Below are 26617 nucleotides of genomic sequence, written 5' to 3'. Positions count from 1 at the left end.
GGTGGATGTTTTGAAGGATGAAGCCCTAAAGGCTATCGCCGACGAAGCTGCTAAGGTGTCTAAGGACATCGATGCTGACGCTACCTTGGACAACGCCACTAAGGCCGTTCAAAAGGACAACGTTATCAAGGAAGCCACAAAGGCAACCGAAAACATCAAGGCAGCAACTGATAAGCAAGGCGTGGACGATGCCACAACGGCCGGTATTGAAGCTATCGATGCGCAACATATTGCTGGCTCAAAGACAGTGGACGTTCTGAAAGACGATGCTCTGAAAGCCATCGCCGACGAGGCCGATAAGGTATCGAAGTCAATTGATAACGATGCTACTTTGGATAACGCCACTAAGGCCGTTCAAAAGGACAACGTTATCAAGGAAGCCACAAAGGCAACCGAAAACATCAAGGCAGCAACTGACAAGCAAGCAGTCGATGATGCCACTAAGGCCGGTATTGAAGCTATCGATGCGCAACACATTGCTGGTTCAAAGACAGTGGATGTTTTGAAGGATGAAGCCCTAAAGGCTATCGCCGACGAAGCTGCTAAGGTGTCTAAGGACATCGATGCTGACGCTACCTTGGACAACGCCACTAAGACTGTTCAGAAGGACAACGTTGCCAAAGAAGCCACTAAGGCCAAGGAACAGATTAATTCTGCGACTGATAAGCAAGGCGTGAATGACGCCACCAAGGCCGGTGTTGAAGCCATTGATGCGCAACATGTTTCTGGTTCCAAGGCTGTTCCGGTTTTGAAGGATGACGCTCTTAAGGCGATCGCTGACGAAGCCGCCAAGATAAGCAAAGATATCGATGTTGATGCTACTTTGGATAATGCCACTAAGGCAATTCAAAAGGACAACGTGATTAAGGAAGCTGCTAAGGCGACCGAAAGCATCAAGGCTGCGACTGATAAGCAAGCAGTCGATGACGCGACGAAGGCGGGCATCCAGGCTATCGACGCCCAACACGTTTCTGGTTCAAAGACGGTGGATGTTTTGAAGGATGAAGCCCTAAAGGCTATCGCCGACGAAGCGGCCAAGGTATCGAAGGCAATTGACAACGATGCTACTTTAGACAACACTACCAAGGCAATTCAAAAGAACAGCGTTACCAAGGAAGCCACTAAGGCAACCGAAAACATCAAGGCTGCAACTGATAAGCAAGGCGTGGACGATGCCACCAAGGCCGGTATTGAAGCCATTGATGCGCAACACGTTGCTGGTTCAAAGACCGTGGATGTCTTGAAGGACGACGCCTTAAAGGCCATCGCTGATGAAGCTGCCAAGGTGTCGAAGGATATTGACGCTGACACAACTTTGGATAATGCCACTAAGACTATCCAAAAGGACAACGTTGCTAAGGAAGCTAAGCAAGCAACTGAAAACATCAAGGCTGCCAGTGATAAGCAGGCAGTTGACGATGCGACAGCTGCTGGTATCAAGGCCATCGATGCCCAACATATCTCTGGTTCTAAAACTGTTGATGTTTTGAAAGATGATGCTTTGAAAGCCATCGCTGACGAAGCTGCTAAGGTAGGCAAAGCTATTGATGCCGATGTAACTTTGGACAATGCTACGAAGGCAACACAGAAAGACAACGTTGCCAAGGAAGCTGTTAAGGTGACCGAAAACATCAAGGCAGCTACTGACAAGCAAGCTGTCGATGATGCCACCAAGGCCGGTATTGAAGCCATTGACGCGCAACACATTTCTGGCTCAAAGACTGTCGACGTTTTGAAGGACGACGCCTTAAAGGCTATCGCTGATGAAGCGGCCAAGGTGTCTAAGGATATTGACGCTGACACAACTTTGGATAACGCCACGAAGGCAACACAGAAAGATAATGTTGCCAAAGAAGCCACTAAGGCGACTGAAAACATCAAGGCTGCCACTGACAAGCAAGCTGTCGATGATGCCACCAAGGCCGGTATTGAAGCCATTGATGCGCAACACGTTGCTAGTTCAAAGACCGTGGATGTCTTGAAGGACGACGCCTTAAAGGCTATCGCTGATGAAGCGGCCAAGGTGTCTAAGGACATCGATGCCGACGCCACTTTGGATAACGCCACGAAGGCTGTTCAAAAGGACAATGTTGCCAAAGAGGTCACTAAGGCGACCGAAAGCATTAAGGCTGCGACGGATAAGCAGGCGGTTGACGATGCCACCAAGGCCGGCATCACAGCTATTGATGCCCAACACGTTTCTGGCGCAAAGACGGTGCCAGTTTTGAAGGACGACGCCTTGCAGGCCATCGCCGATGAAGCCGCTAAGGTAAGCGAAGCTATCGACGCCGACGTAACTTTGGACAATGCCACGAAGGCAACACAGAAAAATAATGTTGCCAAGGAAGCCACCAAGGCAACTGACAATATCAAGGCTGCGACTGATAAACAGGCCGTGGATGACGCTACTAAGGCCGGTGTTGAAGCTATTGATGCGCAACACATTTCTGGCTCAAAGACTGTCGACGTTTTGAAGGACGACGCCTTAAAGGCTATCGCCGACGAAGCTGCTAAGGTAAGCAAAGCCATCGATGCCGACGCGACTTTGGACAACGCTACTAAGGCTGTTCAAAAGGACAACGTGGCTAAGGCAGCCGCTCAAGCTACTGAAAATGTGAAATCAGCCACTGATAAGCAAACGGTTGCCGATATGACTGCTGCCGGTATCCAAGCTATCGATGCTCAACATGTTCCTGGCACTAAGACGATTGCTGTTTTGAAGGACGAAGCGCTCCAAGCTATCGCTGATGAAGCAGCTGCGGTTAAGGCTACGATTGATCAAGATGTTACCTTAGATAACGTTGCTAAGGCCACTCAAAAGCACAACGTTGACGTCGAGGCTCAACAAGCTGTTACGGCTATTAAGGCAGCTAACGATGCGCAGGGAATTCAGGATGCGACAGCTGCTGGCATTAAAGCCATTGATGCTCAGTATGTACCTGGTCAACCTTTGCAAAAACAGCAAGACCAAGCTAAGACGGCTATTGATCAAGAAGCTCAGTTGGTTAAGGACCTTATTGCCAAGGACCCAACTTTGACAGATGGTCAAAAAGCTGATCAAACTAAGGCAATTGATGAGGTTGTAATCAATGCTAAAAAGTTAGTTGACCAAGCAACGAACGCTCAAGGTGTTAAAGATGCTACTGATCAGGCTAAAAAGGATATTCATAATCAGTATCAGCCAGGTGGTTCACTAGTCGAACAGCAAAACATTGCTAAATCAGTCATTGATCAAGAAGCCCAGAAGGTCAAGAATCAGATTGCCAAGGATCCAACTTTGACGGATAGTCAAAAGGCTGATCAAACCAAAGCGGTTGATGATGCCACGCTTCATGCTAAGCAGACGATTGACAGTGCAAGTAATGCTCAAGATGTGAAGAATGCTACCACTCAAGGCATTGCAGCGATTGATAGCCAATATCAACCAGGCACCGCTTTGAGTGCTCAACAGACCAGTGCTCTTCATGCAATTGAGCGTGAAGCCGCCAAAATTAAGGGCCAAATTGATGCCGATGTTACCTTAGATGATGCGGCTAAGAATCTTCAAAAAGCGAATGTAGACAAAGAGGTTAAGCAGGCAGCTGATGCGATTAACAGTGCAACCGATGCTCAAACAATCGTTAATGCAACGTCGGCTGGTATCAAGGCCATCGATGCCCAATATGTACCTGGTACGACTGCTCTTGTTGACCAGCAAAAGGCAGCCTTACAGCGGATTGAGGACGAGGCAGCCGCTATTAAGGCCGTAATTAGCCAAGATAAAACTTTGGATAATGCCGCTAAGGAAATCCAACGAGCTAATGTAGATCGTGAGGCCAAGAAGGCTCACGATAGCATTAAGGCTGCTACTAATGCTCAAGGCGTTAAGGTAGCTACCGAAGCAGGTATTAAGGCCATCGATGCCCAATATGTACCTGGTACGACTACTCTTGCTGACCAGCAAAAGGCAGCCGTACAGCTAATTGCTAACGAAGGCGCTCGTGTTAAGGGTGAAATTGATCGTGATCCAACGCTGGATGATGCTGAAAAGGCAGTTCAAAAAGCCAACGTCGACCGGGAAGTTCAGCAAGCGACTGCTAACATTAATACCACTACTGATGCTCAAGGCGTTAAAAATGCCACGGCTGACGGTGTTAAAGCAATCAATGCCCAACATGTGTCTGGTACAAAGTCAGTTGACAATCTAAAGCATGATGCCAATACTGCAATTGACAATGAAGCAGCCAAAGTTAAGCAAGAAATTGCTAATGATTCAACCCTAGACGATGCTACTAAGCAAATTCAGACCAACAATGTTGATCAAGAAGCTGTTAAGGCAAAATCTGCTATCAACGCTGCTATTGATAAGCAAGGTGTAGCAAATGCGCAGGTAGCTGGTATTCAAGCGATTGATGCCCAACACGTGCCTGGTAAGCCAAGTGCTAAGGTGCCAGAACCAGTAACACCAGTAATCAAACCAACAAGCACTAAACCGGCTGCGTTACCACAAACAGCAAAGCTAACTAGTGATAATACCGGTAAGGAAGCCGCTGTTCTAGCTTCTGTATTGATGACTGCTGGTTTGTTCTTAGGAGCTAAGCCTAAGAAACGTGAAGATGAAGAATAAATTCTAAGTCTTTAACTAATTTTCAATCATAAAAATGCGTTCCCAATGTCATCTGGGAGCGCATTTTTTCGTTATTTTCAGAGTTGTAATTTTTGTCCCCCAAATAAATCCCCAACATTCGTTATAATAAATGTATTGTGTAAAATCAGAGAAAAATGGTGAGTTATGAACGTATTTAAAAATTTAATGAAGGAATGGGTGATTCCCCTAGCCTTGGTAGCACTGCTAGGCTGGTGTTTTACGCAGTTTGTCTTTACGGGGGCAATCGTAAATGGTAGTTCCATGGAACCTAATTTACTTAACCGCCAGTATGTCGGCGTGAATCGCCTGGGTAATCTGCATCGTGGGGATGTCGTGGTTTTTGATGCGACTCAGGAAGATCCACAAATCAGGCCGGGGAATAAAGACTACGTCAAAAGAATTATTGGGGTGCCCGGCGATACCGTTACCTACCAAAATGGCAATTTGTACGTTAACGGGAAAATGGTCAATCAATCTTATCTCTCAGTCGATGAACGTACCCAAGGGACCGCTGGTGAATTTGGCACCAGTTGGTCACTGGCTAGTTTATCAGCCACCGGTATGTGGCAAGAAAAAGATCAAGATAAAAGCGTCGTGCCGGCCGATGCCTACTTTGTGTTAGGAGACCATCGTTCGGTATCCAATGATGGCCGTTACTTTGGTTTTGTGGATCGTAACCACATTTTTGGAAAAGTAGTCGTACCGTTTTGGTATGATGCCACTGTGAAAGACAATATTAATCATCAAAGCCAACATTTCTTTGGCTAGTTTATGTTTGAAGAGCCAGAGCGCCTACTAGATAAATTGAGTATAATAGGGTTATATGGACAAATAGAATGGAGCCTTAACATGGTAAAAAATTTCTTAAAGGGGTGGGGTGGCACAATCCTATGGATGGTGATTGCCGTTAGTGCCATCTGGCTATTGAATGCCTTTGTGTTTAGTACTGTTTCAATTAGTGGTACTTCAATGGAACCTAATTTGCTTAATCAGCAGCGTGTCGGGGTCAATCACTTGGCCACTTTGAAACGTGGGGATGCAGTTGTCTTTGATGCTCGCCAGGAGGATCCTCGTTTTAAGACTGGGAATAGCCCATACTACGTTAAGCGTATAATTGGGATTCCTGGTGATACGGTTGAATATCGTTCCGGAAACCTTTACGTCAATAATAAAAAGGTTAATCAAGATTACATTTCTAATGATGAAAAGACCCAAGGAACCGAAGGAGATTTTGGTGCCACTTGGAACTTAAAAACCCTTTCTACAACTGGACTATGGCAGGCAAAAGACCAAAATAAGAGCACTGTTCCTAGTGGTGAGTACTTTGTGATGGGGGATCACCGTTCGGTATCCAATGATGGCCGTTACTTTGGCTTTGTGGATCGTAATCATATTATGGGCAAGGTGGTCGTACCATTCTGGTATAGCCAACAAATTAAAAATAGTGTCGATCATCAGGACCAACACTTCTTTGCTTAAAGGCAATCAAAAATCAGTTAGGATTTATCCTAACTGATTTTTTAATCTTCTTCGGTTTCTTTACCCTTGGACTTACGTCCGAAATTCCACCAATGCTTTTTTTGTTCAGCCTGCATTTCAATTCGTTGGACACGGCTGGTGGCCTTATCTAACTGCTGCAAAGTTGCTAATTGTAAATGCTGTTGCTGATCAACGGAAACTTGAGCTTTTTCAAAGTTTTCCTCAGCTTTGGATAAAGTACTTTTCAAAGTTTCGATATGTTGTTTACGATCGTCAAGCTGTTGGTCTTTAAAACCAAGCTCACTTTCCAACATTTCTAATTTCATTTTAAGTAATTCAATTTCAGTTTTAGGGTCAACTTCCGTATTAAGTTGGCTTAAGGCACTATTTTTTTCAGGGCGTAGGGCACTAAGATCTTCTTCGCTATAAGTGCCGTTTAACTCAATCCCCCGGGCTTTAGCACGTTCATGGAGGGTTTCACGGTCAATCCCCAAAAACAAACTAAGCTCGGTCACTGATGAAAAAGTATAGATATCCTTTAAATTTTCTCGTTTAATTTTCACAGTGGTTCCCTCCGTAATCAAATTCATTATAACGAAAAAGCCTCACAAATGGGGAAAAGCTCTAATTGAAAGTGCTAATCTTTTGATTTTCTTAACCTTCTTTATGAAAAATTACTATTGTGGACTTAATTTATCGGGAGGAAGCGCAAGGAAGATTTTAAGAACGAGCTAAAATGTCAATGCTCATTTTTTCTAGGACAACCGGCTGATTATGCGTAGCTTGGCGTAATTCATTTAAGAAGAAACCATCCGGCAGGGGTAAGGCCTGTTTTAAGGCGTAAACCGTTAGGGTGTAGTTGTGGTCTTTGTCTGGTGGCATTGGACCGATATAGTTGTTAATAATTTGTGGATTATCAACATCAACATATTGAGAATAAAGACTATTTTGACCACGCGTAAAATTCTCGCCCTCTTGAGCTAAATTAGCTGGAATTAAGGCTTCACTACCCAATACTGGATAATTGGCTGCAATCCAATGAATATAGGTAAAGCCCATCACTGGAATTGAGTCAAAATCAACTAAGGTCCAGGCTAGAAAACGTGTATCAACGGGTAAATTAGTGATTTCAATCGGAAATGATTGACTAGGATAGCCGTCAATTTTTTGAGTAGCCGGGGCGTACTTGGCATACTGATCTGCTAAATATCCCTTTTCAAGGGGAACGTTAATTTTCATCATGATTAGATAACCTCCAGAATCTTTGTCTGCATTATAGCATAGGGCTTTGGCGGTCGTTTGCGCCTAATTATGGTAGTATTAAAATTAAGCTAATTAACAGATAAAGGATGTAGATAATATGTTATCCAATATAATTATTAATAGTTTGTGGGTCGGTTTTGTCGCTGGTATGGTATCGGGCATGGTTAAAATAGGCTGGGAAGCAATTTTTCCGCCTCGGAATCAGGCCCGTAATGCTACTAACCCACCTCAAAAATTATTAGAGCAGTTAGGCGTGTCCAGCCAAGTCACACATGCAACCGTCCGGATTGCAGATGATCAAGATGTTCCTTATGTTAGTTTGTTAATGCATTTTGGTTTTTCAATTGCCTTTTCAATTTTATTTGTCCTAGTTGCTAATTTCTATGCACCGATTACTTATGGTCAAGGAACTGTATTTGGCATCGTTATTTGGATTGCTTTTCATTGGGTGATTTTACCACTTTTCAAGACGATTCCAGCAGCTTGGAAGCAACCTTGGTATGAAAATTTATCCGAATTCTTGGGCCACATGGTTTGGGGTTGGGTGATTTATATTGTGGCGATTGGTCTGCCCGTCAGTGGTGTTTATTTCTAAAATTTAGGACAAATAAAAAAGCAAGCTATGGCTTGCTTTTTTCTATTACTTAAGAATCCAATTGTCACCGTTTTTAGCTAACAATTCATCGGCAGCCTCAGGCCCCATTGAGCCGGCTGGATAGATTTCTAATGGTGCTTTATCAGCAGCATAGACATCGGAAATTGCATCGGTAAATTTCCATGCAGTAGCAACACCATGCCAATCGGCAAAGTTTGAACCATCACCATCCATGGCATCGTGAATCATCCGCTCGTAAGGAGCAGGTGTCTCAGCTGCTTCTTGAGCAGTTGGCTTCCAGTCCAAATTAATGAGATGAGTGCTGAAAGTATCGGTAACATCTTTAGCATTCAAGCTCATTTGAATACCGGCTTCTGGTGAAACAATAATTGAAAGAACTGTTTCTTGTGGTTCTTGTTGGGCACCCATAGCAAAAGTGCCGGCCTTGAAGACAACATCAATTCGGGTCGTCTTAGTGGTCATGCGCTTTCCTGAACGGACATAGAAAGGCACACCCTGCCAACGGGGCATATCAAACTGCAATTCACCAGCAATATAGGTGTTGTTCTTAGAGTCAGCCGGTACATCTGGTTCCTTGTTATAAGCGGCGTATTCACCATTTGCCCCATATTGACCACGAACAAAGTAACGATTTACTTCAGCTTCATCATAAATCTTAAGAGCTGAGAAGGCAGCATTTTTAGCGGCCCGAATGTCTTTGTCGCTGAAGCTAGCTGGTTCTTCCATAGCTAACCAACCAACGATTTGCATGGCGTGGTTTTGAATCATGTCTAACAAAGCACCGGCAGTATCGTAGTAGCCAGCTCGTTCTTCAACACCCAAAGTTTCAGCCAAGGTAACTTGGATATTTTTGATGTAATCTTTGTTCCAAGCGTTGGCAATTAAAGGATTACCAAAACGTAGTGGGGCAATGTTTAAGACCATTTCCTTACCAAGGAAGTGATCGATACGGTAAAGCTGATCATCTTCAAAGGCATTTTCTAATTCGTTTTGTAGCTTTTCAGCCGTAGCATATGATGAACCAAAAGGCTTCTCAATCATCAAACGATTAAAGCCTTTATCAGCCAACAAGCCTTCTGACTTCAAATACTGGGCAATTGTGCCAAAGAAACGTGGGGCAACGGACATGTAAAAAATCCGATTACCTTCAACGCCAAACTTTTTAGCTGCAGCTTCAATGGTTTCGCGTAAGCCAGCATAACCAGCCGCTTCAGTCACATCACTAGCATTGTATGAAAAATGCTCAATAAAGGCCTCGGCCTGATCTTGATCAGTAATACCAGCTTGAATCGATTGACGTACCATTTCTTGGTACTCTTCAGTGGATAACTCTTGACGAGAGGTACCAACAATTGCGAAGTTGTTTTGTAAGTATCCCTTTTTGTACAGGTTAAAAACAGATGGATATAGCATCCGCTTAGCCAAATCACCAGTGGCACCAAAAAAAGTTACCAATGTCTTAATTTCTGAGACCATGATATTCCCCTTTAATTTCTTTGTTCAATACAATGCTAATTATAACGAATTGAGGCTTAAAAATCAGTACCTTCTATTATGAGTGTTGTGATTAACTGCGATGGTGAATGTTTGCAACTGATCAAATTAGTAGGGAGCTAGCCAGTTAGAATGCCCGTGCTATACTGTTCTATACACTACCAGGAGGGCCTATGAAAACATCATCAGTAAAAAAAGAACTCAGTGAAAAATGGCTGTTGTTGGCGGTATTACTCTCTAATACCGCCAGTGCGATGATTTGGCCGGTAACCACTCTGTATATGACTGGATCCTTGCATCAAAGTTATACCTCTGCTGGTTTGGTACTGATGGTCGGCGCGTTGATTAGTATCTTGGGTTCTTTTGTAGGGGGTCGCCTATTTGATCGATGGGATGCTCACAAAGCGTTAATAATTGCTTGTAGCATTGCCACAGTGGCTGCTGTGGGCTTGATTGTCTGGAACGGGTGGCCAGAATTTGCGATTATGATTTGGTTGCTAAATTTTGGTGGAGGATTGATTTCAACCTTAGTAAATGCCTATGCTACGACCGTCAATGGTAAAAAAACACGCGTAGTCTTCAATAACATATACATTGTTTTAAATGTTGGGGTGGTATTTGGTACCTTATCGGTCGGTTATATTTTTGACTACGGCTTTACCTTGTTAATGGTGATTGCTAGTGCCTTATATTGCTTATTGCTACTTATTAGTATCTTGGTATTTAACGATCCTAATCAAATAGTGGCAGTAACCAGTGATGATCAGCCGAAAATGGCCGAAAAGTCAGACCTTAGTGCCACTAAATTTAAAATCACGCCTCTATTGGCCTGGATTGGTGCGCTATTATTTATTACCTATTTGTCCTATATTCTTTGGGAAACCATTATGGCTCCGCATATGCGCAGTTTGGGTTTGCCGACCCGTAATTATGCTGATTTGTGGGTTATTAATGGTGTAACCATCATTGTCTTTCAGAAATTCATTTCAAACTGGGCCAATCGACATCCTTACCGGATTTCTGTGATTTTAGGTGGCGTAATTTTTGCTTCTAGTTTCTTTTTCATGATTTTTGCCAAGGATTTTTGGCAATTGGTCTTAGTTTTTGAGTTGTTAACAATTGGTGAAATGCTAGAAAGCCCTCAGGTGCCGGCTTGGGTGGCCCAGGTAACCTCTCCAGCAGTGGCTGGTCAAGCACAAGGTTTTGTTTCCATGATGATTAGTTCGGGCCGAGTAGTTGGACCGATTTATGCTGGTTTGATGATGGATAATGGGCTGATGAACCAATTATTCCTGTCAGTTTTTGGGGTGATGCTAGTGGTCTTAGCTGGTCTATATTGGATTAGTATTCGTGGGGTAGAACCGTCCAATTAATGTCTGAAGAAAAATTAAGTCGAAGTACGTACTATACAGGTAATGGTGGAAATGTTAACTAACCCCTTGAAACTGCTTTAGTAGTTGTAGTATAGTAGACGAATGTGAGTGCACAAAGTGCAAGCACTCCTTGCAGCATAAGCTGCCAGAGACCAGAAGGAGGAAACTATGGCTACATCATACGAACTAACTTATATTGTTCGCCCTGACTTGGATGCAGATGCTAAAAAAGCGCTTGTTGAGCGTTTTGACGGTATTTTGGCTGAAAACGGTGCGAACATTGCTAAGTCAGCCGATTGGGCAACACGTCGTTTTGCTTATGAAATCGCTGGCTATCGTGAAGGTACTTATCACATTGTTGACTTTACTGCCGACAGTGATGATGCCCTTAACGAATTTGACCGTTTGGCTAAGATCTCAAACGATATCTTGCGTCACATGATTGTTAAGCGCGACGCTAAGTAATTTAGCATTCCACCGGGAAAGAGGACCTAAGAGATGATTAATCGAGTTGTTTTAATTGGGCGATTGACCCGTGATGTGGAATTACGCTATACACAATCAGGTGTAGCAGTTGGTTCCTTTACCTTGGCAGTAAATCGTCAATTTACAAATAGCAATGGTGACCGCGAAGCGGATTTTATCAATGCTGTCATTTGGCGTAAAGCTGCTGAGAATTTTGCCAATTTTACTGGCAAGGGAGCTTTGGTAGCCGTCGAAGGTCGCTTGCAGACTCGTAATTATGAAAATAATTCTGGTCAGCGTGTCTATGTAACTGAAGTTGTGGTAGATAACTTCTCCCTTCTTGAGTCACGTAGCGAAAGCGAACGTCGTCGTGCCCAAAATGGTGCTGGACAAGGAAACGACTTTGGTGCTAGTGCTGGTTTTGATAATAATCAGTCACTGGACGCCGTTGATCCTTTTGCTAGCAACCAACCTGCTGCTAACCAACAAAATACAAATTCCAAGCCATCAACTGGAAAAGCTGATGCTACTAATCCTTTTGCAACTGGATCGGGTAGTGGTATCGATATTTCCGATGATGACCTACCATTTTAAAGTAAATTTCTAGAAAGGAGATTATTACTATGCCAGAGCAAACTTCACGTCCACAACAACGACGTCGTCCGCAAGGTGGACCACGTCGCCGTCGTAAGGTGGATTACATTGCTGCTAATCACATCGAATATGTTGATTACAAGAACACTGAACTCTTGGAGCGCTTTATTTCAGAACGAGGTAAGATTTTGCCTCGCCGCGTAACTGGTACTTCTGCTAAGAACCAACGCAAGGTAACAGCTGCTATCAAGCGTGCTCGTATTATGGCTTTGCTACCATTCGTAGCTGAAGACTAATATAAATAAGTTTTAACCCGAGACTTTGGTCTCGGGTTTTTCTTTGTAGTTAATGGCTGTGGTAAAATTAAGTATTGGGATTCATGATGAGAGGTAACTATGAAAAAATGGTTAAACTTTACCAACTTACCTAAGCTTAGTAAACGGATGGATTTAGCAGTCCTTTATTGGCTAATATTGGGTATTAGCCTATTTAGTGTGATTTATGCTTTCATTATTAACTGGGGATTGGGATTGATTTGGCTTGGCGTAGTGCTCATTGCGCTGCGCTATGGTATTAATACTACTCAAGCTGCTAGCCAAGATACTGAAGAATATTTGAATGACTTAACCTATCGGGTTTCACGTACTGAACAAGAGGCTTTAATTGAAATGCCAATCGGTATCATTCTTTTGGATAAAAGTGGCCATATTGATTGGGTTAATCCTTATGTGCAAAGTTATTTAGGACAGCAGGATATCATTGGTTTACTGTTAAAGGATGTTGATGCTGGTCTGTCCTTAGCCGTTAAAAATTATACGGCGGATAACCAAGCGCACCAGATTGACTGGTTAAATCGAGTATTTAAGGTCGCTGTTCAAGAAAATTTGCATGTTGTGTACTTGATGGATGTAACACCATCGGTCGAAATTCAACAGCAATTTCAAAATCATCGTTTGATTGGTGGATTGATTTCAGTTGATAACTATGAAGAAGTAACCGATGGGTTGAGCGATTCGGAAAGCTCCAAGTTGCGGACGTACGTAACCAGTGAGCTTTCGGATTGGGCCGTTACGCACGGCTTGTATTTACGTCGTTTAAGTCCTGTGTCGTACCTCTTGTTTGGTTATCAAACTGGACTACGAGCGGCCGAAGATGATAAATTTGGTGTGGTAAAATCAATTCGAGAAGCAACCGCCCAGCAAAATTCGCCGCTAACCTTATCAATGGGGATTGCCTACGGGCAAGAAGATATTAATAAGCTCATTAAATTAGCGCAAACTAATTTGGATTTGGCTTTGGGACGTGGTGGCGATCAAGTTGTGGTTAAATCTGAAGACGCGCCCGCGCGTTTTTATGGCGGCACGACTAACCCAATGGAAAAGCGGACCCGGGTTCGAGCTCGGGTAGTTTCGCAAACGATTGCCGAATTAATGGATCAGGCTGATCAAGTTATGATGGTTGGGCATAATATGCCTGATTTAGATTCGATTGGGGCGGCCTTGGGCTTGTGGCGTTTTGCCCAAACTCGTAATAAACCAGCTTATGTAGTTGTTGATGAAGGAAATATTTATAGCGATATTCAGTTGCTTTTAACTGAATTACGTAAAAGTTCTGCTGACGATGACCGACCTGGTTATGCCATCGGATCTTCCATTATTGATGAAGAAAGCGCAGTTCCTCAGGCTACTGAACGGACGCTACTAATTCTAGTTGATCATGCCAAAGCCGATTTAACCGGAGCACCTGAGTTACTGGAAAAATTGGGTAGTCATTTAGTTGTGATTGATCATCATCGTTTAGCGGAGCGTGGTTTGAATCAAAAACCACTTCTTTCATACATTGAGCCGTATGCTTCGTCAACTTCGGAATTAGTCGCTGAATTATTGCAGTACCAAAATCAAAGTGATGCGCCGATTACTAAAATCGAAGCCACCGCTATGTTGGGTGGTATTCAAATTGACACCAAAAACTTCACCCTACGGACCGGATCACGAACTTTTGATGCGGCTAGTTATTTACGGGCTAACGGAGCGGATAGTAACTTAATCCAAGCCTTCATGAAAGAAAAGTTCTCTGACTTCCAGGCGCGCACGCACTTGATTAATATGACCAAGATTGAAGACCAGGCGGCTATTGTTGTTGGTGAAAATGATCAAATTTATCCTGGGGTGATTACCGCCCAAGCTGCCGATGAATTGTTGCAAATTAGCGGAGTTGATGCCTCTTTTGTGATTACAAAACGCCGTGATGGTCGCGTCGGAATTTCGGCGCGCTCGACGGGTAATTACAATGTTCAAACCGTTATGGAAGCCATGGGTGGTGGTGGACATTTATCCAATGCTGCTACTCAAATTAAAGGAATTAACACTGACGATGCTTACCGGCAACTAATGGATGCCATTGCTAGTCAGGCTGAAAAAGCAGAATAGTAAAGGAGTAAACAGATGAAAGTTGTATTTTTAGAAGATGTTAAGGGTCGCGGTAAAAAGGGCGAAATCAAAGAGGTGCCTGATGGTTACGCAAATAACTTTTTGATTAAAAATAAGAAGGCTGAGCCGGCTACTGGTAAGAATTTGGGAGCCGTTAAGGGGCGCCAACGGGCCGAAGATAAGCTTGCAGCTGAAGAACTAGCCCAAGCTAAAAAGTTAGCTGCCTTTTTTGAAGATGAAAAAACTGTTGTTGAGTTAAAGGGAAAGTCAGGAACTGACGGCCGTTTGTTTGGTGCAGTTTCATCTAAGCAAATCGTTGCAGCGTTAGCTGACCAGTACCAAATTAAGATGGATAAGCGCAAGATGTTGTTAGAACAACCAATCCATTCTTTGGGTTACGTTGATGTACCAGTTAAGTTACATCGAGATGTAACCGCTAATTTGCGAGTTCATGTTACTGAAGGATAAAGCTAATGGATAATGCCTTAGGGCCGAATGAGTATCGACAGTCACCACAAGATATTGCCGCTGAACAAGCTGTTTTAGGGGCAATCTTTTTTGATGTTAATTCGGCTAGTGCCATGGCTGCTGCTCAGGCAATTTTAGAGCCAAATGATTTTTATCGTCAGGCTCACCAAACTATTTTTAAGGCTATGAGTCAATTAGTTGATGAACAACGGCCGATTGACATGTTGACCTTACAAGATAAGTTAAATAGCATGCAGCAGCTGGAAAATGTTGGTGGAATGGCTTATTTGTCGGAGCTGTCAGAGAGTACTGCCTCGGCTGCTAATTTGCGTCATTATGCTGATATTGTCCATGAAAAATCCGTGCTTAGACGGATGATTGAAACCTTAACGCATACGATGACGATTGCCTATAACGGTAGTGAAGATAGTGAAAATCTGTTAGAAGAACTGGGTCGCCAGTTGGATAATCTAGCTGAAAATCGTGGTGATGACAGCCTCCGTCAGATTAAAGAAGTTTTGCGTGAGTTTCAGTCCAATCTTGATAATGCGGCTGAAAATGATAATGACGTGGTTGGTTTAGCCACGGGGTATCCCGATTTAGATCACTTGACGCATGGTTTTCGTGAAGATCAGATGATTGTTATCGGTGCTCGGCCAGCTGTTGGTAAAACCGCCTTTGTCTTAAATGTTGCTAAAAATGCGGCTAAAAGTGAAAAAGTACCAGTCGTGGTCTTTAGTTTGGAAATGGGTGCAGTTGATTTGGTTACCCGTTTGGTTGCTGCTGAAGGGGCTATTGACGCTAACCACCTGACAACTGGACAAATGACTTCTAATGATTGGCAGTCGTTGACCTTGGCCATGCAATCACTAGCCAACATGAAAATTTATTTAGATGACACGCCGGGTATTCGTATTAATCAAATCTCAGCCAAACTGCGTAAATTAGAAAAAGATTTACTCAGTGATATGACTGAAGAGCAGCGCGATGCTAATCCCCATCCTTTGGGTATGGTGATTATTGATTATTTAGGTTTGATTGAATCGACGAATACTGAAAGCCGGCAACAGGCCGTTTCAGAAATCTCACGTTCGATTAAAAAATTAGCTAAAGAGCTACATACACCCATCTTAGCCTTAGCCCAGTTAAGTCGTGGTGTGGAGCAGCGGCAGGACAAGCGGCCGATTCTTTCTGACTTACGTGAATCGGGTTCGATTGAACAAGATGCTGATATTGTTGCCTTTCTTTACCGTGAAGATTACTATCGCGATGAAGGCGAAGATGACCAAGGTAATGGTAATGATGAAGAAACTGCCGTTCCAATTGAAGTTATTTTAGAAAAAAATCGAGCAGGTGCGCGGGGCACTGCTCGACTAATGTTTAATAAACCAACCTTTAAGTTTAGTCCCATGGTTCCTGGCTATCGTCAAGATGATGCGCCCGCTGGAGGTCATGCCGACGTTAGTTCGGGCGCCGGTTGGTAAAAAAGTGTGATATATTCACACTTTTTTTATTGGCGTAAATCTACAAAGGGGGCCTGAATTAAATCGGCAAGGTTTTGGGGATTGATTTTATCCGATCGTCCTAATTCACCAGCGCTGACGAGAAAATAATCACGATTTTCAGCTGATTGATCGATAAAAATGGGGAAGTGCTTATTTTGCCAAATACCAACTGGATTATTGGCTCCGTGAATATAACCTGTTGTCTTTTGGAGGTCTTTAAGCGGAATCATATGAACTTTTTTGTTATCAGAAACTTGGGCTAATTTTTTAAGGGATAAATGTTCCGTAATGGGTAGTACAGCCACTACGGGTCCCGTTTTGTCGCCCATTGCTGCCAGGGTCTTATAGATGTCATCTTCGATCAGTTCAAATTCAGCCAAGGTCGCTTGGCGTTGTTCAGCTGTTTGGTCTAATACATTTAATGCCAAATCTTCATAAGCAACATCATGATGTTCTAATACTTGTTCTGGAAGGGTCTTTTTTGTCTTTTTCTTTGCCATAAGTGTATTTTAGCACAGGATTAGCTGCCAAAGATTGTGGTCCGACCACTTGTGCTAAAATAGATATTATGTCAGATACAATTTATGTCACTGTGCAAGCAGATATCAAACAAAAAATATATCAAGGAAGTTATCCAGATCTCAAGCTTCCCAATGAGCGAGACTTAGCGGAACAATATCAGGTATCCCGATCGTCCATTAAGCGCGCCCTGAACGTTTTAGTCCAGCAGGGAATTATTTTTAAAAAGCGTGGTAGTGGTACCTTCGTGAACCCGCTTTATTTAAAAAATCAGGCGATTTTTCAACAAGAGGGATCTAACTTAGGTGTTTCTGATTTCTTTCGGAGCCACGGGCAAATTCCAAGCATTCAATTGATTGATTTCCGGGTGCTCCCAGCGACCCCAGAACAGCAACAGGCGTTGTTTTTAAATGAAGGTGACTTTGTTTATGAAATTAAACGGTTACGCAGTTTAGGAAACGTGCCCTTCATGATTGAAAATGGTTATGTACCAATCAGCTTGTTACCTGGTTTAAATCGCGAAATTGTGTCGAAATCCATCTATGAATATGTGGAACAAGAAAAGGCACGCACTGTGACCAAGTCTTTTATGACGATTATGGCCGAACCAAGCACTAAAGAAGATCAACAACTGCTTAAGTTAAAGGTTAATGAACCGGTTGGTATCATGGAAGGAATCTTTTTCATGGATGATGGCACACCATTAGAATTCTCGACGATGCGCCTGCATTATCGCTATTTGCACTATAACGCTTTCATCAGTTTAGATTCTGAATAATTGGACCGGCCCAATTATTTTTAAAATCCAACCAAAACTAAGCAGATTGCCAACCAATCGGCTTTTTATCTTGAACAAACCCCGTCAATCCGTTATACTTAGAGCTGTAAATAGCGGAGAAGATTCGTGATTTACGAATTCTCATGGATTATAAATAAAAGGAGTACTGAATTTTATGGTTGATTACAATTCAAAAGAGTACTTGGAACTTGTTGACAAGTGGTGGCGTGCCACCAACTATTTGTCAGCTGGGATGATCTTCTTGAAGAGCAACCCTTTGTTCTCGGTTACCAAGACACCTATCCAAGCGGAAGATGTTAAGGTTAAGCCCATCGGACACTGGGGCACTATTTCAGGACAGACTTTCTTGTACGCCCATGCTAACCGTTTGATCAACAAGTATAACTTAAACATGTTCTACATTGGTGGTCCTGGACACGGTGGTCAAGTTATGGTCACTAACGCTTACTTGGATGGTGAATATACTGAAGACTATCCAGAAGTTACCCAGGACTTGAAGGGTATGTCTACTTTATTCAAGCGCTTCTCATTCCCAGGTGGAATTGGTTCGCACATGACAGCCCAGACTCCTGGTTCATTGCACGAAGGTGGAGAACTTGGTTACTCATTGTCACACGCCTTTGGTGCTGTGCTTGATGCCCCTGACGAAATCGCCTTTGCCGTAGTTGGTGATGGGGAATCAGAAACTGGTCCATCAATGACTTCATGGCATTCAATCAAGTTCTTGAACGCCAAGAACGATGGTGCTGTTTTGCCTATCTTGGATTTGAACGGATTCAAGATTTCTAACCCAACTGTCTTCTCACGTATGAGTGATGAAGAAATTACAAAGTTCTTCGAAGGTTTGGGCTACTCACCACGCTTTATCGAAAACGATGATATCCATGATTACATGACATATCACGAAAAGGCTGCTAAGGTTCTTGACCAAGCAATCGAAGATATTCAAGCAATCCAAAAGGATGCCCGTGAAAACGGTAAGTACCAAGATGGAACTGTACCAGCTTGGCCTGTAATCATCGCCCGTTTGCCAAAGGGTTGGGGTGGACCACGCTTTGACCAAAAGGGTATGCCTATTGAAAATTCATTCCGTGCTCACCAAGTGCCATTGCCTCTAGAACAAGGCAACTTAGACACTTTGCCACAGTTCGAAGAATGGATGAACTCATACAAGCCTGAAGAATTGTTCAACACTGATGGTTCATTGAAGGATGAATTAAAGGCAATTATTCCTGCTAAGCGCATGTCAGCTAACCCAATGGCTAACGGTGGACGCCCACGTGGTGTTGAACCAGAAACTTTGGACTTGCCTAACTGGCGTGACTTCGCTAACAAGATCACTCCTGAGACTCGCGGAACTTTGTTGAAAGACAGTAACCGCAACATGGATATGTTCACTTTGTCAACTTACCTTGAAAAGGTAATGCAAATGAACCCACATTCATTCCGTGTCTTTGGACCTGATGAAACTATGTCAAACCGTCTATGGTCATTGTTTGACACTACTAACCGTCAATGGATGGAAGAAGTTATTGATCCAAACGATCAATACGAAGCTCCTGAAGGACGTATCTTGGATGCCCAGTTGTCTGAGCACCAAGCTGAAGGTTGGCTTGAAGGTTATACTTTGACTGGCCGTGTTGGTATCTTTGCTTCATACGAATCATTCTTGCGTGTTGTTGATTCAATGATTACTCAGCACTTCAAGTGGTTGCGTCATGCTTCTGAACAAGCATGGCGTAATGATTACCCATCATTGAACTTGATTTCAACTTCAACTGCCTTCCAGCAAGATCACAACGGTTATACTCACCAAGATCCAGGTCTATTGACTCACTTGGCTGAAAAGAAGTCTAACTTCATCCGTGAATACTTGCCAGCCGATGGTAACTCAGCTTTGGCCGTTCAAGACCGTGCCTTTACTGAGCGTCATAAGGTTAACCATTTGGTTATCTCTAAGCAACCTCGTCAACAGTGGTTCACTGCTGATGAAGCTGAAGAATTGGCAACTACTGGTTTGAAGACGATTGATTGGGCTTCAACATCACCAAATGGCAAGGTTGACATTACCTTTGCTTCTGCTGGTACTGAGCCAACTATCGAAACTTTGGCCGCTTTGTGGTTGGTTAACCAGGAATTCCCTGATGTTAAGTTCCGCTACGTAAACGTTGTTGAATTGCTTCGTTTGCAAAAGAAGTCTGAAGCTGAAGGTAACGACGAACGTGAATTGCCTGCTGAAGAATTCGATAAGTTCTTCCAAGCTGATACACCAGTTGTCTTTGGTTACCACGGTTATGAAGACTTGATTGAATCATTCTTCTTCGAGCGTAAGTTCCGTGGCGATGTCTTTGTTCATGGTTACCGTGAAGATGGTGACATCACTACTACTTACGACATGCGTGTTTACTCACACTTGGATCGTTTCCACCAAGCTAAGGAAGCTGTAAGCATCCTTTCTGGTCGTGGTGTTATTGACCAAGCTGCTGCTGATACTTTCATCGCTAAGATGGATGATATTTTGGCAAAGCACTTCAAGGTTACTCGTGAAGAAGGTCGTGATATCGAAGAGTTCACTGACTGGAAGTGGACTGCCCTTAAGTAATATTAATGGGTCAAAAAGGATTGGTTCTGCCAATCCTTTTTTTGTCCCAAAAATTAATAGGAGAAATAAAATGGCTGATATCAAAATTGTTGCAATTGATATTGATGGTACTTTATTAAATGACCAAAGAGAAATTACACCGGCAGTTGCTCAGGCAGTTGATGATGCGGTAGCCCAAGGAGTTAAAGTGGTTATCACCACAGGACGGCCTATTAGTGGCGTAAAAGACATTTTAAAGAGCTTAAAATTAGATCAGGCTAGTCAGTTTGTAATTACCCATAATGGGGGTCTAATGGCAACTGCTGATGGTCAGCAAATTATCCATCGTAACACCTTAACTTTGGATGATTTCAAAGAAGTTAACGATTTTATGGTACAAGAAGGGGCTTACTTACAAGTCGAAGCGATGGACCAAGCCTATACCACCAATCATTTGATTGATTATTGGGCCAGTTACGAAAATGATTTAGTCCATTTACCACTGCATGTTCATGACCATGCAGATGAACTCGCCGGCATTGATTTTATTAAGTTAATTGCCATGGCTGAAGCCGATAAATTAAATGACTTGCAGGCCAAGGTTCCAGCGGATATTCAGGATAAAATGGAAGTAGTTCGTTCGACTGCTCACAATTTAGAGTTTATGAATCAAACGGCTTCTAAAGGAAATGCTTTGTTAGCTTTGGCCAAATATCTTAATGTTGACCCCCAAGAAACAATGGCAATTGGTGATCAGGAAAACGATTTATCGATGATTAAAGCCGCTGGTATCGGGGTGGCCATGGGTAATGCCATTGATCCAGTTAAAAAAATTGCGCAAGTTCAAGGTTTGGATAATAACCATGACGGTGTGGCCCATGCCATTCAAGAATATGTTTTAGCAAAATAAAATAAACTTATAACATTCCTATACTTGACATGTTTTATAATTTTATATAGAATTAATGTATCTTATAAGGAAAGGAGCTATACACATGTTCTCATTGGATTTCTGGCACATCTTGCCTGGTTCATCAAACACTACACACACAAGCAACTCAAACAACAGCCCATTGGCTAACGTTTTTGCTTTCATCTTGCGTTTGTTTGGTAAGTAAAAAAAATAAAATAATTAGTTTAATTACTAATTATTCTAGAAGAATATCGAAAGATATTCTTTTTTTGTTTGGAATTTCAAATAAAAATGGTATAATTTGTACATATTTTAGAGGAAGGAGCTACTGCACATGTTCTCAATGGATTTCTGGCACATCTTGCCTGGTTCATCAAACACTACACACACAAGCAACTCAAACAACAGCCCATTGGCTAACGTTTTTGCTTTCTTCTTGCGTTTGTTCGGTAAGTAAGATAAGTGTAGGTTTGTAATAAACCACATAAATGAGAAAGAGAGACACCTTGGTGGACTCTCTTTTTTGTTGTCACTGCAGGCGGAATGATTGGTAAACTGTATCTATCAGTTCGATTTTTTGTTCTTATTTGAGGAATGTCTTTATGTTAAACTTAACAGGTGTATCAGCAGGTTCGATGCTCTTTTTGAGCATCGAAGCTCAATCTAAGACCTAATTAATGTGGATAACGTGAATATTTATGAAAACAGAAACTGGATTATATACTTTTATAAAGAAATATGCCGATTTAAATTTTAAACGGTTGTATTTCGCTCTTTTTTTAACGATTTTCTCAGCAGTGAATGCACTGCTTTTTAGTTACAGTCTCCAATCACTAGTAAATGGCTTTTTTGGTAAGGGCATGCAGGCGCAGGCCATTATCTTTCCAATTGCTTTACTGCTTTTTGATTTAGTTTCTGGCGTTATTTCCTACTACACCTTAGGAGACTTAGCTGCCTCAGCGGTCATGCATATTCGCCAAGGATTGTGGAGTCGCTATAACTATTTCTCGTATTTGAAGTTAAATGAACAGTCGTCGGGGGTTTTGGCCAGCCGCCTAGTTAATGATACGAATTTGATCTCCGAAGTGCTTTCTAGTTCACTACCTCAATTATTAACAGGGACCATTACCATTATCGGGTCCTTTGTCATGTTACTGGTTTTAAACTTTAAATTAACCTTGACCTTGATGGTAACTATTCCACTTCTGGGATTCTTGATTGCTTTGATATCTAGAAAAATTTCTAAATACTTTACGGAAACGCAGCAATTAACCGCTGATGCTAATCAACTAGCAATCAGCATTTTGCAGTCTGATTTGGTTGTGAAGTCCTACGGTGCTGAAGAAAAGGTGACCGAATTAGGTAATCAGGTCTTTCGTAAAATCTATCGAGTGGTTCAAAAACAACTAAAATTGATTGCCGTGTTAAATCCGTTGATCAATGTGATTATGATGGTGTCTCTACTGGGAATCATCGGTTTAGGTGGCTTAGCCGTTACTCAAAAAGTCATGACGGTGGGCGCACTGGTGTCATATGTCATGTTTACTTTCCAATTGATTGCCCCAATTACTAGTATTGCTGGACAGTACACGAATATTGCCAAGGTTACCGGCGTGGTAAAAAATCTAGAGCGGCTGTTTAATATGCCGGTTGAAAAAGCCACCCCTAGTCAACGTAAAATTGAACAAATTGAAGAGGTGGCCATCAAGGAAGGTAGCTTCCGTTATCCTGGTGGTCATTCAATCTACATTCCCCATTTAGCCATTGGGCAAAATGAATTAATCCGCTTAAAGGGAAAGAATGGCAGTGGAAAATCAACCATTTTAAAGATTTTATCGGGTATGTATGATCTTGATGAAGGTGATTTTTACATCAATGGGCTTAATCGAAAAGATGTTAATATTTTTACTTTCCGAAAACATTTAGCTTATGTGGATCAAAATAGTTCCTTGCTGCCAGGAAGTATTCGTGAAAATCTTTTGTTAGGATTTGATAATCCGGACACGGTTAGGGATGATCAAATTTGGTCAGCGCTGCGCAAGGTTAAAATGGATGACTTTGTGCTACAACTACCAGAAGGGTTGGATAGCGCTGTCGCCGAGAATGGTGATAATTTTTCTGGTGGACAACGTCAGCGAATTGCGATTGCCCGCGCTCTCATTAGTGATTGTGATTTTTATTTCTTCGATGAAATTACGTCTGACTTGGATACCGAAACCAAAGAAATTATAGTTAGTTTAATGCGGTACTTGCATCAAGAATTAGGTAAAACAGTCGTCTATATTGATCACGATAATATTCGAATTGCCGGGGAACGGACCTTGATGGTAACCGTTGATTAATACCGCCTGATTGAGTGGCTAATCAAAAGCAATTATTGTTATAATGTCTAGTGTAAATGCAACGGTTAAAATAATACGACGGGGTTATGTATGTCCAAATCAAATTTGAAGTTATTTTCGCTTAGTTCCAACCAGCCTTTAGCTGATAAAATTGCTGAAGAAGTTGGGGTGCCACTGAGTGAAATTTCGGTGAATCGTTTTGCGGACGGAGAAGTGCAGATTAACATTGAGGAAAGCGTGCGAGGGGCTGACGTTTTCGTCATTCAATCCACTGCTGCACCGGTCAATGATAATTTGATGGAACTGTTAATTATGGTGGATGCCTTACGTCGAGCAAGTGCTGACCAAATTAATGTAGTATTACCATATTACGGTTATGCTCGTCAGGACCGTAAAGCGCGTTCCCGCGAACCGATTACAGCTAAGCTGGTTGCCAATATGATTGAACGTGCTGGTGCTACACGTGTGATGGCACTTGACTTGCACGCTGCTCAAATTCAAGGATTCTTTGACTTACCAATGGATCACTTGCAGGGGGCTCCACTTTTGGCTGATTACCTCATTGAAGCTGGTATTGCCGATAAAGAAAACGCAGTTGTAGTTTCACCGGACCACGGTGGGATGGTTAGGGCTCGTAATCTAAACAATATGTTAGGCTTGGATGCACCAGTAGCAGTTATTGATAAGCGGCGACCTAAGCCTAATGTTGCTGAAGTTGGTAGCATTGTTGGTGATGTTGCTGGTAAAACAGCAATCATGATTGATGATATTATTGATACTGCTGGTACAATCACACAAGGGGCCCAGCTAGTAATGGATCATGGGGCTAAGGATGTTTATGTAGTTGCTTCGCATGCGGTCTTTTCTGGTGAAGCAGTTGAAAAGCTACAAAATTCAGTGTTTACTAAGGTCATTGTGACTGACTCCATTAACCTACCAAAGGATAAGACCTTTGATAAACTTGAAATTGTTTCGGTTGGTGAGTTGATTGGTGAAGCTATTCGGCGTGTTAGTCGCAATGAAGCGATTAGCCCAATGTTTAAACGTCGTTTCCGCCGCCGCAATCAATAATTTCACACCTGATAAATTTAAAATATCATGAAGCTCCTGTGCAGGAGCTTTTTTTGTAGCAGTGGATAACTAGTAAGATATGTTATAATTGCCATTGAATGATTAGGGAGATGGGGGCCAAGAATGCATACAATTTTGGTTGTCGACGACGAAAAACCGATTTCAGACATAATTAAATTTAATTTGACTAAAGAAGGTTATGAAGTGATTACTGCCGCCGATGGGCAGCAGGCTTTGGACCTATATGAGGAAGAAAATCCCGACTTAGTGCTGTTAGATCAAATGTTACCAGAAGTTGATGGTATCGAAGTTTTACGGCAAATTCGCTCTAAAAGTGATATTCCCATCATTATGGTGACTGCTAAGGACAGCGAAATCGATAAGGTTTTGGGTCTTGAGATGGGGGCGGATGACTATGTTACCAAGCCGTTTTCGAATCGAGAATTAGTGGCTCGCGTCAAAGCTAACCTTCGGAGCCGTAAGGTAGCTGTTCAAAATGCCGAAGAGCCCAATATGGGTGTTGAAGACATTATTCTAGGTGATTTAACGATTCATTCCCAGGCCTATATGGTTTCTAAAAAAGGGACTGATATTGAATTAACTCATCGAGAATTTGAACTGCTATCCTATTTAGCACAACATCCTGGGCAAGTGATGACCCGTGAACACTTATTACAACAGGTGTGGGGCTATGATTATTTTGGTGACGTACGCACGGTGGATGTGACTGTTCGTCGTTTACGGGAAAAAATCGAAGATAATCCTAGTCATCCGGCATGGCTGGCAACCCGTCGTGGGGTTGGTTATTATCTTAGGGCTAGTGGCGAATCTCCACAATAATTGCGCCTGCTTGTCTGGAAAGAGCAAAAAATGATTAAATTTTTTCAATTAAATTGGGACCGTTTGGTCTTAGGATCCGAGTTAGTGGCGGGAGTTTTCTTAGCTGTACTCGGATTTTTTTGCCTTAATGGACCAAATTATTTACTAAGTTTTCTCCTAATTGCTGTTAGTGTGCTCTTATTTAGCTTGGGCTTGATGCTAACTATGGTTGCTAAACAATCCGCAAGTCTTGAAATAGAACCCACTTTTGATTTAGTAGCAGAGGGTGTTGTGATTACTGATAACACTGGGGTTGTATTGTATGCTAATCCGGCCCTGCAAGATTGGTATCCGCTGGAAATTGGGCAAGCATTACCAGCAGCGTTGGCAGTAAATTGGTCAGCCATTGCAACTAAGCCGATAGCCTTAACTTGGCAATTGGCTAATCAGCAAGTAGTACAGGGCTATAGTTATGCTTTAAATAAGCACCAGGTAATTTTTATCCTAGATAGTCTAAAGACACCAGAAAAAATTAAAACGGCCGTACATGAGTTAAGAAACCCTTTGACGGGTGTGCAGGCTTATCTGGAAGCTCTTCAAAGTAATCAAGTTGATGATGTCCAAACGAAACAGCATTTTGTAGAGGTGGCCTATCAAGAAAGCCAACGAATGGCTGATATGTTAACTGAGCTATCTAAGGCTGAGGATGAACCCGTTCAATTAGCTGCGATTAATCTGACGAGTTTAGTTAATTCTATCTTGGATCGTTTTCAAACTATTATTAGCCAGCACGATTTACCTCATCAATTAATTCGCCAGCTGGATCAAACAGATTTATGGGTTCAAGCCAATGCCCCGCAGTTAATCCAGGTAGTAGATAATCTCCTTCAAAACGCGCTTAAATATTCACCAGCCGGGGGCGTCATTATAGTAAAAGTATTTGCTAAGCAAGGGCAGGGCTGGCTAGTCATTCAAGATCACGGACTGGGTATTGCTGCTCAGAATTTGCCTCATATTTTTGATCGCCATTTTCGAGTGTCAGAACCAGCCGTGCAAAAGCAACCGGGCAGTGGTCTTGGCTTATCTTTGGTGAAAAATTTAGTGGAACAAATGCACGGGCAGATTAGTGTGACCTCAACTTTGGGAGCAGGGACAATTTTTTCAGTTAAACTTCCTCAGGTATCAAAGAATGCCCGGATAGCTGAGAAGAGTGTCAAGCTTTAATATATAATTAAGAATAGATTAGTAAAATTACGATAA

The 26617-nt window shown here is 42.4% G+C and carries 22 protein-coding genes; 18 read left to right on the top strand and 4 right to left on the bottom strand.

Annotated elements, in window-relative coordinates:
* The 3 genes from C7384_RS08125 to lepB (C7384_RS04510) form a co-directional block, all read left to right on the top strand.
* On the top strand, positions 1–4606 hold a 4606-nt coding region (locus C7384_RS08125), incomplete at its 5' end, for a DUF1542 domain-containing protein (RefSeq protein ID WP_116585376.1).
* A 165-nt stretch (positions 4607–4771) separates the two neighbouring features.
* Positions 4772–5395: a signal peptidase I gene (gene lepB, locus C7384_RS04515; protein ID WP_089939149.1), complete on the top strand. Its 624-nt coding sequence runs from the start codon at positions 4772–4774 to the stop codon at positions 5393–5395.
* An 81-nt stretch (positions 5396–5476) separates the two neighbouring features.
* Entirely contained in the window at positions 5477–6106 is a 630-nt protein-coding gene (gene lepB, locus C7384_RS04510; RefSeq protein ID WP_089939147.1) for a signal peptidase I, read from the top strand.
* Between the two features lie 41 nt (positions 6107–6147).
* On the opposite strand, the gene C7384_RS04505 is transcribed toward lepB (C7384_RS04510), so the two are convergent.
* Positions 6148–6669, bottom strand: coding sequence for a hypothetical protein (locus tag C7384_RS04505; protein WP_089939145.1), 522 nt, complete (start codon positions 6667–6669; stop codon positions 6148–6150).
* Positions 6670–6826: 157 nt separating this feature from the next.
* A complete protein-coding gene (locus tag C7384_RS04500) occupies positions 6827–7348 on the bottom strand; it encodes a YbhB/YbcL family Raf kinase inhibitor-like protein (protein ID WP_243400715.1) in 522 nt (173 codons plus the stop codon).
* 118 nt (positions 7349–7466) lie between these two features.
* Here C7384_RS04500 and C7384_RS04495 point away from each other — a divergent pair, with 118 nt between their 5' ends.
* A complete protein-coding gene (locus tag C7384_RS04495) occupies positions 7467–7964 on the top strand; it encodes a DUF1440 domain-containing protein (protein WP_089939143.1) in 498 nt (165 codons plus the stop codon).
* A gap of 45 nt (positions 7965–8009) precedes the next feature.
* On the opposite strand, the gene zwf is transcribed toward C7384_RS04495, so the two are convergent.
* Positions 8010–9461, bottom strand: a complete 1452-nt coding sequence (zwf, locus tag C7384_RS04490; RefSeq protein WP_089939142.1) for a glucose-6-phosphate dehydrogenase — start codon at positions 9459–9461, stop codon at positions 8010–8012.
* Between the two features lie 191 nt (positions 9462–9652).
* Here zwf and C7384_RS04485 point away from each other — a divergent pair, with 191 nt between their 5' ends.
* From C7384_RS04485 to dnaB, 7 genes are all read left to right on the top strand, one after another.
* Positions 9653–10852, top strand: coding sequence for an MDR family MFS transporter (locus C7384_RS04485; RefSeq protein ID WP_089939139.1), 1200 nt, complete (start codon positions 9653–9655; stop codon positions 10850–10852).
* Between the two features lie 168 nt (positions 10853–11020).
* The gene (gene rpsF / locus C7384_RS04480) at positions 11021–11317 is read left to right on the top strand and encodes a 30S ribosomal protein S6 (RefSeq protein WP_089939137.1); all 297 of its coding nucleotides are present in this window, start codon (positions 11021–11023) and stop codon (positions 11315–11317) included.
* A gap of 33 nt (positions 11318–11350) precedes the next feature.
* Positions 11351–11911: a single-stranded DNA-binding protein gene (gene ssb / locus C7384_RS04475; RefSeq protein ID WP_089939135.1), complete on the top strand. Its 561-nt coding sequence runs from the start codon at positions 11351–11353 to the stop codon at positions 11909–11911.
* A 29-nt stretch (positions 11912–11940) separates the two neighbouring features.
* The gene (rpsR, locus tag C7384_RS04470; RefSeq protein ID WP_089939133.1) at positions 11941–12207 is read left to right on the top strand and encodes a 30S ribosomal protein S18; all 267 of its coding nucleotides are present in this window, start codon (positions 11941–11943) and stop codon (positions 12205–12207) included.
* A gap of 99 nt (positions 12208–12306) precedes the next feature.
* Entirely contained in the window at positions 12307–14340 is a 2034-nt protein-coding gene (locus C7384_RS04465) for a DHH family phosphoesterase (protein WP_089939132.1), read from the top strand.
* Between the two features lie 15 nt (positions 14341–14355).
* Positions 14356–14808 carry a 50S ribosomal protein L9 gene (gene rplI / locus C7384_RS04460; RefSeq protein WP_089939130.1) on the top strand — a complete coding sequence of 151 codons (453 nt, stop codon included), beginning with the start codon at positions 14356–14358 and terminating at the stop codon, positions 14806–14808.
* 5 nt (positions 14809–14813) lie between these two features.
* On the top strand, positions 14814–16292 hold the full coding sequence (dnaB, locus tag C7384_RS04455; RefSeq protein WP_089939129.1) for a replicative DNA helicase: 1479 nt from the start codon (positions 14814–14816) through the stop codon (positions 16290–16292).
* A gap of 26 nt (positions 16293–16318) precedes the next feature.
* Here the strand turns inward: dnaB and C7384_RS04450 are convergent, their stop codons facing one another.
* Positions 16319–16813 carry an aminoacyl-tRNA deacylase gene (locus C7384_RS04450; protein WP_089939128.1) on the bottom strand — a complete coding sequence of 165 codons (495 nt, stop codon included), beginning with the start codon at positions 16811–16813 and terminating at the stop codon, positions 16319–16321.
* A gap of 68 nt (positions 16814–16881) precedes the next feature.
* On the opposite strand from C7384_RS04450, the gene C7384_RS04445 reads away from it, so the two are divergent.
* The 7 genes from C7384_RS04445 (at position 16882) to C7384_RS04415 (ending at position 26581) form a co-directional block, all read left to right on the top strand.
* Positions 16882–17610 (top strand): GntR family transcriptional regulator, encoded by a 729-nt coding sequence (locus C7384_RS04445; protein ID WP_089939159.1) that lies wholly within the window; start codon positions 16882–16884, stop codon positions 17608–17610.
* Between the two features lie 175 nt (positions 17611–17785).
* Entirely contained in the window at positions 17786–20233 is a 2448-nt protein-coding gene (locus tag C7384_RS04440; RefSeq protein WP_089939127.1) for a phosphoketolase family protein, read from the top strand.
* A 70-nt stretch (positions 20234–20303) separates the two neighbouring features.
* Entirely contained in the window at positions 20304–21122 is an 819-nt protein-coding gene (locus tag C7384_RS04435; protein ID WP_089939125.1) for a Cof-type HAD-IIB family hydrolase, read from the top strand.
* Positions 21123–21823: 701 nt separating this feature from the next.
* Complete coding sequence (locus C7384_RS04430; RefSeq protein ID WP_089939123.1) at positions 21824–23467, top strand: ABC transporter ATP-binding protein; 1644 nt, start codon at positions 21824–21826, stop codon at positions 23465–23467.
* 90 nt (positions 23468–23557) lie between these two features.
* The gene (locus tag C7384_RS04425) at positions 23558–24538 is read left to right on the top strand and encodes a ribose-phosphate diphosphokinase (protein ID WP_089939121.1); all 981 of its coding nucleotides are present in this window, start codon (positions 23558–23560) and stop codon (positions 24536–24538) included.
* Between the two features lie 123 nt (positions 24539–24661).
* Positions 24662–25378 (top strand): response regulator YycF, encoded by a 717-nt coding sequence (yycF, locus tag C7384_RS04420; protein ID WP_089939119.1) that lies wholly within the window; start codon positions 24662–24664, stop codon positions 25376–25378.
* A gap of 30 nt (positions 25379–25408) precedes the next feature.
* Positions 25409–26581: a sensor histidine kinase gene (locus C7384_RS04415; protein WP_089939117.1), complete on the top strand. Its 1173-nt coding sequence runs from the start codon at positions 25409–25411 to the stop codon at positions 26579–26581.
* Positions 26582–26617: the final 36 nt, after the last annotated feature.

Origin of the sequence: Convivina intestini, assembly GCF_003096575.1 — a bacterium.
Lineage (GTDB): Bacteria > Bacillota > Bacilli > Lactobacillales > Lactobacillaceae > Convivina > Convivina intestini.
Note: the sequence above shows the minus strand (reverse complement) of the source record. Positions and strands in the feature narration are given on the sequence as shown.

Bases quoted from the DNA above. Each gene is read 5' to 3' on its own strand.
- lepB (WP_089939149.1), top strand. From the start codon at position 4,772: ATGAACGTATTTAAAAATTTAATGAAGGAATGGGTGATTCCCCTAGCC.
- lepB (WP_089939147.1), top strand. From the start codon at position 5,477: ATGGTAAAAAATTTCTTAAAGGGGTGGGGTGGCACAATCCTATGGATG.
- C7384_RS04500 (WP_243400715.1), bottom strand. From the start codon at position 7,348: ATGATGAAAATTAACGTTCCCCTTGAAAAGGGATATTTAGCAGATCAG.
- C7384_RS04495 (WP_089939143.1), top strand. From the start codon at position 7,467: ATGTTATCCAATATAATTATTAATAGTTTGTGGGTCGGTTTTGTCGCT.
- zwf (WP_089939142.1), bottom strand. From the start codon at position 9,461: ATGGTCTCAGAAATTAAGACATTGGTAACTTTTTTTGGTGCCACTGGT.
- C7384_RS04485 (WP_089939139.1), top strand. From the start codon at position 9,653: ATGAAAACATCATCAGTAAAAAAAGAACTCAGTGAAAAATGGCTGTTG.
- rpsF (WP_089939137.1), top strand. From the start codon at position 11,021: ATGGCTACATCATACGAACTAACTTATATTGTTCGCCCTGACTTGGAT.
- ssb (WP_089939135.1), top strand. From the start codon at position 11,351: ATGATTAATCGAGTTGTTTTAATTGGGCGATTGACCCGTGATGTGGAA.
- rpsR (WP_089939133.1), top strand. From the start codon at position 11,941: ATGCCAGAGCAAACTTCACGTCCACAACAACGACGTCGTCCGCAAGGT.
- C7384_RS04465 (WP_089939132.1), top strand. From the start codon at position 12,307: ATGAAAAAATGGTTAAACTTTACCAACTTACCTAAGCTTAGTAAACGG.
- rplI (WP_089939130.1), top strand. From the start codon at position 14,356: ATGAAAGTTGTATTTTTAGAAGATGTTAAGGGTCGCGGTAAAAAGGGC.
- dnaB (WP_089939129.1), top strand. From the start codon at position 14,814: ATGGATAATGCCTTAGGGCCGAATGAGTATCGACAGTCACCACAAGAT.
- C7384_RS04450 (WP_089939128.1), bottom strand. From the start codon at position 16,813: ATGGCAAAGAAAAAGACAAAAAAGACCCTTCCAGAACAAGTATTAGAA.
- C7384_RS04445 (WP_089939159.1), top strand. From the start codon at position 16,882: ATGTCAGATACAATTTATGTCACTGTGCAAGCAGATATCAAACAAAAA.
- C7384_RS04440 (WP_089939127.1), top strand. From the start codon at position 17,786: ATGGTTGATTACAATTCAAAAGAGTACTTGGAACTTGTTGACAAGTGG.
- C7384_RS04435 (WP_089939125.1), top strand. From the start codon at position 20,304: ATGGCTGATATCAAAATTGTTGCAATTGATATTGATGGTACTTTATTA.
- C7384_RS04430 (WP_089939123.1), top strand. From the start codon at position 21,824: ATGAAAACAGAAACTGGATTATATACTTTTATAAAGAAATATGCCGAT.
- C7384_RS04425 (WP_089939121.1), top strand. From the start codon at position 23,558: ATGTCCAAATCAAATTTGAAGTTATTTTCGCTTAGTTCCAACCAGCCT.
- yycF (WP_089939119.1), top strand. From the start codon at position 24,662: ATGCATACAATTTTGGTTGTCGACGACGAAAAACCGATTTCAGACATA.
- C7384_RS04415 (WP_089939117.1), top strand. From the start codon at position 25,409: ATGATTAAATTTTTTCAATTAAATTGGGACCGTTTGGTCTTAGGATCC.